This is a genomic window from Streptomyces sp. NPDC046215 (genome assembly GCF_040646215.1).
In the GTDB taxonomy this organism is placed as follows: domain Bacteria; phylum Actinomycetota; class Actinomycetes; order Streptomycetales; family Streptomycetaceae; genus Streptomyces; species Streptomyces stramineus.
Genome location: NZ_JBEYZW010000008.1, coordinates 129,668 through 141,906 on the forward strand (window position 1 = coordinate 129,668; position 12,239 = coordinate 141,906).

Genomic DNA, 12,239 nt, shown 5'->3' on the forward strand with positions numbered 1-12,239 from the left:
GATACGATGCGTTGAGGGTATGGGGCGCATCCACGTTGGACACAGTTCACGGAGGGGCGGGGCCATGCGAACGGTGAGCCGGACCGGACTGATGGTGACAGGTTTTGGCCTGGGGGCAGTCGGCGGATTCGTCGGCAGTCTGCTCAGGGAGCGGAGCACATTGGGCGCCGCCCGGGAAGTGGCACAGGACGAAAGCGAGGAATGGGCTCCATGGGGCGTCGGCTTGTACCGCTCACGCTGGACAACCTCCCGGATCTTCCCCAGCGCTGCCGTGCCTGCGTCTTCTGGGAGCTGGACCCCGTCAGCGGTGAGGCCGCGCTGAAAGCGGGCCGTCCCGAGCTGGAGAAGGAAGCCTGGATCTCCGCCGTACTGCTGGAGTGGGGATCCTGCGGGCGGGTGGTCTATGTCGACGAGGTGCCGGTGGGCTATGTGCTCTACGCGCCTCCGGCCTATGTGCCCCGCTCAGCCACCTTCTCGACCAGCCCCGTGGCCGCGGATGCCGTGCAGCTGATGACGGCCTGGCTGGCGCCGGGCTATCAGGGCCAGGGGCTGGGGAGGACGATGGTGCAGACCGTCGCCAAGGATGTTCTGCGACGTGGCTTCAAGGCGATCGAGTCGTTCGGCGATGCCCGCTGGAAGGAACCGGCATGTGTGCTGCCGGCTGATCACCTTCTCGCGGTGGGCTTCAAGACGGTCCGGCCCCACCATCGGCACCCGCGATTGCGGCTGGAACTGCGCACGGCGCTGTCTTGGAAGGAAGACGTGGAGCTCGCTCTGGACCGGCTCCTGGGCGCGGTTCAGAAGGAGCCGGCCCTGAGGCCGCTGTGAGGTGCCGACTGGCGTAGCGGCCCCACGGCTCCCCTACGCGAACAGGCCCGCCCCTTTCCGGGGCGGGCCTGTTCCACGTGAAACAGCGAAGGGTTACTCAGACGCTGAGGAACGGGTCCAGCTCGCGCTCAAGAGCGGCCTTCGGCTTGGCGCCGACGATCGTCTGGACGACCTCGCCACCCTGGTAGACGTTGAGCGTCGGGATCGACATCACGCCGTACTTCGCGGCCGTGGCCGGGTTCTGGTCGATGTTGAGCTTGACGATCTCGATCTTGTCGCCGTGCTCGGCGGCAATCGCCTCGAGGGAGGGGGCGATCTGGCGGCACGGACCGCACCACTCGGCCCAGAAGTCCACGAGAACGGGCTTGTCGCTCTTGAGGACGTCCTCGTCGAAGCTGGCGTCGGTCACAGTCTTGAGAGCCACGGAGGTCTCCTTACATCTTCTCTGCGTGGGGTGGGGGGGGTAAGTCAGGCGGTCTTCTCGGGCTCCGGGACGCTCTCGCTGTCCGAGAGGGAGGCGAGGTAGCGCTCGGCGTCGAGGGCGGAGGAGCAGCCCGTACCGGCCGCGGTGATCGCCTGACGGTAGGTGTGGTCCACGACGTCACCGGCAGCGAAGACACCGGTCAGGTTGGTGCGGGTCGAGGGGGCTTCGACCTTGAGGTAACCCTCGTCGTCCAGGTCCAGCTGGCCCTTGAACAGCTCGGTGCGCGGGTCGTGGCCGATCGCGATGAAGAGGCCGGTCACCGGGAGCTCGGAGGTCTCGCCGGACTTGAGGTTGCGCAGGGTCAGGCTGGAGAGCTTGTTCTCGCCGTGGATCTCGGCGACCTCGCTGTCCCAGATGAAGGAGATCTTCGGGTCCGCGAACGCGCGCTCCTGCATCGCCTTGCTCGCGCGCAGCGTGTCGCGGCGGTGGACGACCGTGACGGACTTGGCGAAGCGGGAGAGGAAGGTGGCCTCCTCCATCGCCGTGTCGCCGCCGCCGATGACGGCGATGTCCTGGTCCTTGAAGAAGAAGCCGTCGCAGGTGGCGCACCAGGAGACACCGCGGCCGGAGAGCTCGTCCTCACGCGGCAGGCCGAGCTTGCGGTGCTGGGAACCCGTCGTGACGATCACGGCCTTGGCGCGGTGGACGGTGCCGGCGGAGTCGGTGACCGTCTTGATCTCGTCGCTGAGGTCCACGGCGATGACGTCGTCCGGAATCAGCTCGGCGCCGAACCGCTCGGCCTGGGCCCGCATGTTGTCCATCAGGTCGGGGCCCATGATGCCCTCACGGAAACCGGGGAAGTTCTCCACGTCGGTGGTGTTCATCAGCGCGCCACCGGCGGTCACGGCGCCTTCGAAGACCAGCGGCTTCAGAGAGGCGCGGGCCGTGTAGAGCGCGGCCGTGTAGCCCGCGGGCCCGGAGCCGATGATGATCACGTTGCGGACGTCGCTCACGGGAGTCTTCCTTGTCTGCCGACTGCTGTCTCGGGTCCTTGCGGGGTCTCACCCCACCCAACGGATCCTACGGGGGATGCATTCCCGAGAGGTGACAGCCGGGGGCCGGGCAGCTCAGGAGCGTGGCACCGTCTCGTTCCGCAGTACCTCTCCCGGAGTGGACGAGGAGGCCGTGGCGCAGCTCGAAGCGACGTAGTAGGCGTCCACGAGTGAGAGGTCACCGGGGTGCGGCAGGACGACGAGGTAGGCGTCCTTGCCGCCGTACTCCTCCTGGCGTGAGGCCAGCTCCTGCTCCTGGGGGCGCCCGATGCCGTCGCGCACACAGGACGGCACGGTGGTGCCCGGGTCGGCGAAGGTGGTGTTGCGGGAGGAGGCGTCGGCCTTGCCTCGTGCTTCATGGGTCTTGGAGGAGACGCTCAGCAGGCTATGGACCCGTGCTTGCAGCTCATTGGAGCTGAGGATGCCGCCGTCCCGGCTCGATTCGGAACCGGCCGGGGTGTCGCTTCCTCCGACATGGGATTGGAGGAAGATGCTCCCCACTCCGATCACCGCAGCGGCACAGGCGCCGCCGAGGAGCGCCCGCGGCCAGCGCCGAGCCCGGCTCGTCCGGGACGTGCCGGGGGTGGGGACCTGGCGACCCGGCCCGGTCGTGGCGCGTGGACGTCCCCCGGGGCGGTCGGCCGTTTCACGTGAAACGCGTACGGGGCCATCGACGCCCGTCGGGGAGCTCGTCGCCGTTTCACGTGAAACAGGGGCATCGGTTTCCGGTGCTGTCGAGTCGAGGAGCGCCTCGGCCGAGAGCGCGGCGTCGATACGGCCGGCGACGTCCGCCGGCATCCGAGGCGGGCCGGGGAGAGTCCCCAGGAGCGTGCGGATCTCGTCCAGCGAACTGCGGACGTCCTCGCACAGCTCACAGGCCACGAGGTGATCCCGTACATCTGCCGTCCGGGCCGGCGAGAGCACGCCCTCGGTGAGCGCGGAGATCTCCGCGACCTCCGGGTGCTCATCCGTGCCGGTCGTGGAAGTCACGCTCGCCCACCTCCACCCTTCACTGGATCTGCGTCGTTCTGTCCTGCCGGTGGTGGGACGGATGCCCCCTGCGACCGGTTCCTTCCCCCGTCGACGGGCGGGCTACCCCCGGCGTCACCGCGCAGATGGGTGAGCATGGGCAGCAATCGTGCTCTTCCCCGTGCGCATCTGCTCTTCACCGTGCCCACAGGGACATCCAGGACGGCGGCCGCCTCGGCGACGGGATAGCCCTGCATGTCCACCAGGACGAGGGCGGCGCGCTGCTCGGGGGGGAGAGTGGCCAGGGCCTTGAGCAGCTCACGGTGGAGATCGCCGCGCTCGGCGGGCGCGGCCGCGGACTCATGGGGTTCGAGGAGCTGCTCGAGCCGCTCGGTCTCGGCGAGGGGCGAGGTACGCCGGGAGGCGGCCTTGCGGGCGCGGTCCAGGCAGGCATTGACCGTGATGCGGTGGAGCCAGGTGGTGACGGCGGACTGTCCGCGGAAGGTATGAGCGGCCCGGTAGGCGGAGACCAGGGCGTCCTGAACGGCGTCCGCGGCTTCTTCGCGGTCCCCGAGCGTACGAAGCGCCACCGCCCAGAGCCGGTCACGATGGCGCCGGACTATCTCGGCGAAGGCGTGGGGATCGCCGTTCACATGCCGGGAGAGGAGGTCGGCGTCACTGGTGCCGTCGTGCGTGACGTCGTCCAACGTCGAGCCCCTCCCCCTGGATCCCGAGTGCTAGCCGAGGACCTTGATCTCCGAGATGCCACCTCGGTAGCCCTGCCCCGTATCGTCCGTCGGAAGCTCGGTGATGTGGATCAGTACATAGCGTGTCTTCACGAGAGTCTTGACGGCCTTCTTGAAGTGGCCACCGACTTTTTCGAGCTTGGAGATGTGCTGCGGGAAGTCGTCGAGGGCGGTCGGATTCCTGGCCGAAGGACGTGCTGCGCGCACCTCCACTGTATGGCCCGACCGGTACATGGAGACGTCGACGCCGGAGATCTCCCTGACCGCACCGAGGTCGACGATGATGCCGCTGCCCTGGGCGCGAGCGTCGAGGTTCCCGAAGTTCGGATGGTTGAGGAACAGCCCCGTCACCCAGGCGGTGTCGGCATTGCCGTCCGCGGCGTTCTGCTGGTTTTTGCCGGTAGGGCCTGACAGGGGAGAGAACTCCGTGACGTCGCTGATCTGAAGCGGCTTGGCGTCCTTCTTCTTGGGCGCGTCGTCATTGGTCGACGTAGAGCTCGGCGCGTCCGGTTCGCCGTTCTTCAGGAGGGTGTCCGCCAGCTGCCAGCTGCCGAGCCCCAGGGCCGCGATGAGGAGCGCTGAGACGCTCCACTTCAGGGCCCTGCCGGTGCGGCTGTTGAGCGGGGGCGGCGGCACCGGGGCCGGATGGACGGGCCTGCCGTTGTGCGTCGGCGGCTGACCGTACGCACCGTGGTGGTAATGGGTGCGCTGGTAGCCGCCGGGCGGGGTGGTGAAGGTCGGCTCCGGTGGGCGGATGCGGGGCATCGCGGCCACCGCCTTGGCCAGCTCCTCAGGGGTGGCGCAGGGCTTCTCCTGCCGGGAGGCGGTGGCTCCGTCGTTGACGAGGGCGCGCATCGCCAGCTCGGCGAGGCCCCGGTGGACGCCGGCCCGCACCTGGTCGGGTGCGATGAGGCCCACGCCCTTGGGCAGGCCGGGCAGGCCGTAGGCGTTGTTCTCGTACGGCCAGCGCTGGGTGAGCGAGGCGTAGAGCAGGGCGCCGATGGCCTCGGTGTCGGTCCGCTGGGGGTGCTCGGAGGTGATCCCGCGGAGGGCCGCCATGACGGCCAGGCCCCGGATGCGGTACTGGCCGGACTCCGTGCGCAGGACGGAGCCGGGGTGCAGACGAAGGTGTGCGAGGCCCTCGCGGTGGGCGGCGGCCATGGCCTGCGACACCTGGCTGACGAGCTGGTACGCGTCGTGGGGCTCCATGGGGCCCGCGGCGAGGACGGAACTGAGCTCGGTGGCGTCCGGCAGCCACTCGTGGACGACGTAGACGAGGTCGTTCTCCTCGACGGCGTCGAGGACCTGAACGAAGCGGGGGTCGCCCAGCAGGGCCGCGGAACGGGCGGCGGCGAGCACCGGACGGGCCCGCGGATGGTCCGCGGGCAGCAGGTGGACACCGACGGCGCGGCGGAGCATCTCGTCCACGGCACGCCAGCTGCTGAATCCCTCCAGACGGGTGACGCACTCCTCCAGGCGATAGCGTCTGGCGAGCTTGTGGCCGCTGTGGAGCTCGGAAGGTCGGGCGTCGCGCGCGGTGCCCCGGCCCTCCGCGCGCGCGGTGTCCTCGTGCGTACCGGCCTTGATCGCGGCCTCCGCCCCGTCGGTCGTGGCCTGCTCCGCCTTGGCGGTCAGCGGCTTACCGCCGCTGGTGGCTGCCACGTCGACGGCAGATGTGCTCCGTTCCGCCACCGTCGTTCCTGCCTCCCCATCCGTTGCACGCTGTCCACAGCCGAGACAATTGTGCCCACAGTCCGGCGCTATGCACGACACGCGGCGGCGGGCGATGGTTGTGCTCCGGTCAGCGGCCGAGCCGTCCGCGGACCATACCGACCATGGCGGTCAGCTCCTCGATCCGCATCCGCTTCGCGGCGATGTAGAAGACGGCGATCAAGATAAGTCCACCACCGATCAGAGCGGCGATTGATCCGGCTACGCCATAGCCGAGAACCTGACCGATCCCGTACGCGACGGCTCCACCCAGCAGGGCGGCGGGGACGCACGCGCCGGCGAGGCGGGCATAGGTACGGATGATGTGCGAGCCGTCCAGATCGCCGCCGAGCCGGGTGCGCAGGCGGCGCCAGGCCACTCCCACACCCACGGCGTAAGCCAGGCCGTAGGAGGCGGCCATGCCGGCTACGGCGTAGCGCGCGGGCAGGACGACGAAGCTCAGCGTGGAGCCCACCGCGTTGACGGCGGCGACGATCAGCGTGTTGTAGAAGGGGGTCCGGGTGTCCTCGTAGGCGTAGAAGCCGCGCAGGATGACGTACTGGGCCGAGTACGGGATCAGACCGAGGGCGAAGCCCATGAGGATGATGCCGATGTTGATGGCGCTGTTCGTCCCGGCGCTGGAGAACATCAGGGTGGCCATGGGAACGCCGAGCGCCAGGAAGGCGAAGGCGCAGGGCACGATCGCGACCGCCGAGGTGCGCAGGCCGTGGGAGAGGTCGTCGCGCACGGCCGCGACGTCACCGTCGTGGGCCGCGCGGGAGATCCGGGGGAGCACCGCGGTCATCACCGAGACGGTGATGATGGCCTGCGGCATCTGCCAGAGCTGGATCGCGAAGTTGTAGGCGGTGATACCGGTGCCGGAGTGGTGCGCCTTCTCGGCGATCGCCCCCGCCCGGGTGGCGAGCTGGGTGACGACGACCATGCCGAGCTGGTTGGCGAGGACGAAGAGCAGGGTCCACTTGGCCAGACCGGCGGCCTTGCCGAGGCCGTGCCCGCGCCAGTCGAACCGCAGACGGAGCTTGAAGCCGGTCTCCCGGAGGTACGGGAGCATCGCGAGCGCCTGGACGACGAGGCCCAGCAGGGTGCCGATGCCGAGCAGCCGGATGCCCTCGGGGGTGATGGTGGCGGGGCTGACGTCGCTGGCCCCGAAGCCGCCGAAGACCCAGATGAACGCACCGAAGGTGGCGATGATGATGATGTTGTTGAGGACCGGGGTCCACATCATGGCGCCGAACTTGCCCCGGGCGTTGAGGATCTGCCCGAGGACGACGTGCACGCCCATGAAGAACATGGTGGGCAGGCAGTAGCGGGCGAACGCGACGGCCACGTCCATCTGGGCCGGATCGGAGGCGTTGTCCGGCATCATCATCCGGACGAGGATCGGCGCTCCGAGGACGCAGGCGGTGGTGACGCCCGCCATCAGGACCACGACGAGGGTCAGAAGCCGGTTGGCGTACGCCTCACCGCCATCCTCGTCGTTCTTCATGGCCCGCACCAGCTGCGGGATGAACACCGCGTTGAGCGCGCCGCCGCCGACCAGGATATAGATCATCGTCGGCAGGGTGTTGGCGACCTGGTAGCTGTCGTTGAGCGTGCCGACGCCGATCGCGGCGGCCATGATGAGGTTGCGGCCGAAACCCAGGATGCGGGAGACGAAGCTGCCCGCGGCCATCACGGCGCTGGACTTCAGCAGACTCGCCGCCTTGCCGCCACCGCCCTTGGGCGCGGGCGGGGCCGGCACGGCCGCCGGCTCCGGCTCGGGACCGGGCTCGGCCGCAGGGCCCTGCGGGGGCTGGGCGGCGTACTGGCCGGGGGACGGGATCGGCTGACCGTACGGGCGCTGAGGCTCGTACGGCTGCTGCTGGTCCCGGTAGAGGTGGGCGAAGGCGTCCCGCTCGGGGCGCTCCTCGGCGGCCTGGCCGACCGGGCCGCCGACGCCCGCGAACTGCGTCGTGGGCTCGTCACCGTAGGGGGGCGCGGAGTTCCCGGCCGGATGCGCCGGGGCCGGCGCCCACAGCCGCGGGTCGGAGCCGTACGGGTCCGCGGGCTGCTGCTGGTGGGGCGGGAAGCTGTTCTGGTACGCGCCGGGCTGCGGCGTGTTCTGGTACGCGCCGGACGGCGGCGGGGGGTGCGCGGCACGGTCGTACAGCGCGTCGCTCACCGGGTCCTGCGCGTTCGGGTCGTGCCCGGGGTACGGCTCGGAGGCGTACGCGTCCTGAAGGTAGGGATCCCGGGCGTACGGGCCCTGACGGGAGGGGTCCGGGGCAGGCGGAGGCGGCGGGTACGGTCCCCGCTGCTCACCACCCGAGCCCTGCCCGCGGTCACCGTCGTACGGCGCGTTCATCGCTACCCCACCTCATCGTCCGCGGCCGGCCGGCCCCACTACTCGTCAACGGTCCACTTTCTCACCTGAGCCGGATGGGTCGGTGCTTTCCGAACCGGTGTCCGGAGTCGGATCTTCCGGCTGCTCGGGCCTGCCGTCGTCCGGGCTGCCGCCCGAGCCCCCGCCGTCCGTGCCGTCCGGGCCTTCCTGGCCGCCCTCGGCCGATCCGCGGGCGGCGGACCGCTTGCGCTGGATGTAGATGCGGAGCCCCGCGAGGACCAGCAGAAGGACACCACCGGCGATGACGGTCAGCACCATAGGGGTGATGGACTCGACATGCACGGTGAAGGTCATCGGGTCGCCGTAGGGCTGGCCGTCGTCCGTGTAGAGGCGTGCCGTCAGTTTGACCGGGCCGTTGGCATTCGCCCGGGTCTCGAACTTCACCGTCTGGCTGTGCCCACCGTCGATCTTGACCGGCTGGGAGTCGTCGACCTTGAGACGGTTCGGCTGGTGGGACTCCAGGACAAGCCGCAGGCCGCCGATGCCCTGGAGCAGGCCGTTGCGGACCGTCACGGGGATCGTCGCGCTGCGCCCGGACAGCGTGGTGTCCGACTTGGGGAAGAGCTGCACCTGCCGCTTGAGCTGGTACAGGTACGACTGCACGGCGTTGCGGAAGTCCGCCGCCCCGCGCGGGTCACCACGCCAGGAGGTGGACATCGCCCGCATGATCGCGCTGCCGAAGGGGGTCACCACACGGTCCTGCGAGGTCAGGATGACCTTGAAGCTGTCCAGGGTCTCCTGCGTCTTCTGGATGTCCTGGAACGCCTCGGTGCTCAGCTCCTGCTTGCGGAGCGAGCCGGGGTAGGAGCCCGGGCCCGGCACCTGCTGGTTGGCCGCCGGATCCGGCTTGGCCCGGGCCGCGTCCCCCAGGTCCAGGGGCTTGGTCCAGCGGCCGTCCGACAGACCGCCGACCGCCGCCGCCAGCGCCTGGGCCTGGCTGGTCGTGGGCATGCGCTGCGGTGCGACGACGATGCTGCGCTCGTCGTCGGGGGCCTGCCTGTTCACCAGGAGGCTCTGGGCGAGGAACCGCTGCACCGCGAGCGAGGACTCGCCCGCCCGGATCAGGTCCCCCTCGAAGGCGGTGGACATCCGGGCGTCCGCGACGATCGCCGTGTTGCCGCTGCCGATCTGGCGGGCCGCTGTGGGGGTGTAAGAAGCCCGGGGCTCGCGGAGGCTGTCACTGCGGGCGATGACGTTGTGGGCGCCGGCGGAGGTGGCGACATCGATGATCGAGGGGTCCACCGCCCCGTCGACGGGCCAGGCGAAGTCGGTGCGCGGCTTCACCCCGAGGATGGTGTCCACGGTCGTCGAGGCCAGCTCCGTGGCGGACTGGAGGTGGCTCAGGGAGCCGGGGACGTCCCTGCCGCGATGGGCGAGCGAGGCGATGTCCGGATCGCCGAAGGGCAACGCGACCACCTGGTGGTTGGCCACGGCGCTCTGGAGCTGGCTGAGCCACTGCTTCGCGACCGCCTGCCCCTTGCCCGGGGTGTTCTTTCCGGCCGGGCCGCTGATCCGGTAGCTCTTCGTCATCGCCTCGACCGTGGCGAGCAGATCCGGGTCGATCACCCAGGTGACCGGCAGGTTCTTGCCCAGGGCCACGATCTGGTGCAGCCGGCCGCCCGGCGCCAGCTCCGCCGCGAGGTCGTCGTCGGGGAAGACCGGGGTCTGCTGCTGGTCGGACTCGGTGCGGGCGGTGAGGTGCGTGGTGGAGGTCAGCGGCCACAGGACCGTGAGCTGGGTCTTCTTGCCCTCGACCCCGGACGGCTGCCAGGGCAGCAAAGTCCGGCCGATGCCCAGCACCCGCTCGTAAGGCTGGTCGGCGGACTGCCCGGAGAGCGAGACGCCGAGCTGGTAGACACCGTCCTTGCCGAGATTCAGGTCCTTCGCCGGGACGGAGAGGCTGAAGTCACGGCTGACGCCCGGGGGCAGCTTGTCGATCTTCTGGGTGTGGTTGCCGCCGACCTCGGAGCCGTCACTGCCGGAGAAGCCGGAGCGGTCGCCGATCTCGTCGATGTCGGTCCGGCTGTCGATCTGCGGGCCGACCCGCAACCCCACATGGGCACCCGTGACCGTCGAGTCGCTGTTGTTGGTGACGGTGCCCGAGATGGTCAGCGTGTCGTTCTGGGCCGGCGCGACGGGCGTCAGCGTGTCGATGGAGACACCGACCGGCTGGGAACCGCCGGGCGCGGCGTGAGCGGCCGGTGCCGCCGGAAGCTGTACCAGGCCCACGAGCAGAAGCACCCCGAGGAGCAGCATCGCGGTGGTGTGCCGGGCCCACCGGCAGGCAGCAGCGGAAGTCGTCCCCTGGAACTCTGCCGCCTCGGCCACGCGCTCGCCCGTCCCTCGTCGTCGTCAGTGGTCGTCGGTTGTGCGTCCACGAATGGTAACGAGGCCCGCTGTGACGAAGTGCTGCGGACTGCTCTGCAAGATCGCCCAGGGCTCGGATGTCCGGGCTGCGCCCGCTTTGCCTGGCCTGTCGCCGGGGGTCCGGAACCAGGAGGCCCCCGGGCGCGCGGCCACGTACCCTCTTCTGTTGTGTCGAATGCCAACAATGACAGCCACCCCCAGCCGTCGACGAACGAGCTCAGCCACGTGCAGCGGCGCGCGGTGAGCGAGCTCCTGCGGGTCTCCCCCGTCGCCGACGACCTCGCTCGCCGATTTCAGGAGGCCGGGTTCACGCTTGCCCTGGTCGGCGGGTCGGTGCGGGACGCGCTGCTCGGCCGCCTCGGCAACGATCTGGATTTCACCACGGATGCCCGCCCGGATGATGTGCTGAAGATCGTCCGCCCCTGGGCCGACGCGGTCTGGGAGGTCGGCATCGCCTTCGGGACCGTGGGGTGCCGCAAGTCCGACTTCGACATTGAGGTCACCACATACCGGTCGGAAGCGTACGACCGGACCTCGCGCAAGCCGGAGGTCTCCTACGGCGACTCCATCGAGGAAGACCTGGTCCGCCGGGACTTCACGGTCAACGCGATGGCCGTCGCCCTGCCGGAGAAGGAGTTCATCGACCCGCACCACGGCCTGGAGGACCTGGCCGCGCGGATCCTGCGCACCCCCGGTACGCCGGAGGAGTCCTTCTCCGACGACCCGCTGCGCATGATGCGGGCCGCGCGCTTCGCCGCGCAGCTGGACTTCGAGGTCGCCCCCGAGGTCGTCGCCGCGATGACCGGGATGAGCCGCCGCCTGGAGATCGTCTCCGCCGAGCGGGTGCGGGACGAGCTGAACAAGCTGATCCTCTCCGATCACCCCCGGGAGGGCCTGAAGCTCCTCGTCGACACCGGGCTCGCCGAGCTCGTGCTGCCGGAGCTTCCCGCGCTCCGTCTGGAGCGCGACGAGCACCACCGGCACAAGGACGTGTACGAGCACACGCTCATCGTCCTGGAGCAGGCCATCGACCTGGAGGAGAACGGCCCTGACCTCGTGCTGCGTCTGGCCGCGCTGCTGCACGACATCGGCAAGCCCAAGACGCGGCGTTTCGAGAAGGACGGCCGGGTCTCGTTCCACCACCACGAGGTGGTCGGCGCGAAGATGACCAAGGCGCGGATGACCAAGCTCAAGTACTCCAATGAGCTGGTGAAGGACGTCTCGAAGCTCGTCGAGCTGCACCTGCGCTTCCACGGCTACGGAACGGGCGAGTGGACCGACTCGGCCGTCCGCCGCTACGTACGGGACGCGGGCCCGCTGCTGGAGCGGCTGCACAAGCTGACGCGGTCGGACTGCACGACGCGCAACAAGCGCAAGGCCAATGCGCTCTCCCGCGCGTACGACGGCCTGGAGGAGCGCATCGCGCAGCTGCAGGAACAGGAAGAGCTGGATGCCATCCGCCCGGACCTGGACGGCAACGAGATCATGGAGATCCTCGGGGTGGGCCCGGGCCCGCAGATCGGCAAGGCGTACAAGCACCTGCTGGAGCTGAGGCTGGAGAACGGCCCCATGGAGCGGGACGCCGCTGTCGCCGCGCTCAAGGAGTGGTGGGCGGCGCAGAGCTGAGGTGTCGCCCTGGTGTTTCACGTGAAACACCAGCGGGTGGCTGTGGGCGAGGGGGGGGGGTGTGTGGGGAGACACCCGCCCCCCCGCCACCCCGGCCGCGCCGCCCCGGCCCC

General features: G+C 69.9%; 9 protein-coding genes. 2 read left to right on the plus strand and 7 right to left on the minus strand.

Going from position 1 to position 12,239, the window contains the following annotated elements:
* Window positions 1–210: 210 nt before the first annotated feature.
* Complete coding sequence (locus tag ABZ951_RS06025; RefSeq protein WP_344085040.1) at window positions 211–828, plus strand: GNAT family N-acetyltransferase; 618 nt, start codon at window positions 211–213, stop codon at window positions 826–828.
* A 97-nt stretch (window positions 829–925) separates the two neighbouring features.
* Here ABZ951_RS06025 and trxA read toward each other — a convergent pair whose 3' ends face one another.
* From trxA to ABZ951_RS06060, 7 genes are all read right to left on the minus strand, one after another.
* On the minus strand, window positions 926–1,252 hold the full coding sequence (trxA, locus tag ABZ951_RS06030) for a thioredoxin (protein ID WP_344085037.1): 327 nt from the start codon (window positions 1,250–1,252) through the stop codon (window positions 926–928).
* A 44-nt stretch (window positions 1,253–1,296) separates the two neighbouring features.
* Window positions 1,297–2,265, minus strand: a complete 969-nt coding sequence (trxB, locus tag ABZ951_RS06035) for a thioredoxin-disulfide reductase (protein ID WP_344085034.1) — start codon at window positions 2,263–2,265, stop codon at window positions 1,297–1,299.
* 114 nt (window positions 2,266–2,379) lie between these two features.
* Entirely contained in the window at window positions 2,380–3,294 is a 915-nt protein-coding gene (locus ABZ951_RS06040) for a hypothetical protein (protein WP_344085031.1), read from the minus strand.
* Complete coding sequence (gene sigM, locus ABZ951_RS06045; RefSeq protein ID WP_344085028.1) at window positions 3,291–3,980, minus strand: RNA polymerase sigma factor SigM; 690 nt, start codon at window positions 3,978–3,980, stop codon at window positions 3,291–3,293. Before sigM ends, ABZ951_RS06040 begins: the two co-directional genes overlap by 4 nt.
* Window positions 3,981–4,010: 30 nt before the next feature.
* Window positions 4,011–5,711, minus strand: a complete 1,701-nt coding sequence (locus ABZ951_RS06050) for a protein kinase family protein (RefSeq protein WP_344085025.1) — start codon at window positions 5,709–5,711, stop codon at window positions 4,011–4,013.
* Window positions 5,712–5,820: 109 nt separating this feature from the next.
* Window positions 5,821–8,094 carry a murein biosynthesis integral membrane protein MurJ gene (gene murJ, locus ABZ951_RS06055; protein WP_344085022.1) on the minus strand — a complete coding sequence of 758 codons (2,274 nt, stop codon included), beginning with the start codon at window positions 8,092–8,094 and terminating at the stop codon, window positions 5,821–5,823.
* A 45-nt stretch (window positions 8,095–8,139) separates the two neighbouring features.
* The gene (locus ABZ951_RS06060) at window positions 8,140–10,461 is read right to left on the minus strand and encodes a DUF6049 family protein (protein ID WP_344085019.1); all 2,322 of its coding nucleotides are present in this window, start codon (window positions 10,459–10,461) and stop codon (window positions 8,140–8,142) included.
* A gap of 207 nt (window positions 10,462–10,668) precedes the next feature.
* Between ABZ951_RS06060 and ABZ951_RS06065 the strand changes: the two genes are divergently transcribed.
* Window positions 10,669–12,126, plus strand: a complete 1,458-nt coding sequence (locus ABZ951_RS06065; protein WP_344085016.1) for a CCA tRNA nucleotidyltransferase — start codon at window positions 10,669–10,671, stop codon at window positions 12,124–12,126.
* The last annotated feature ends 113 nt before the right edge of the window (window positions 12,127–12,239 follow it).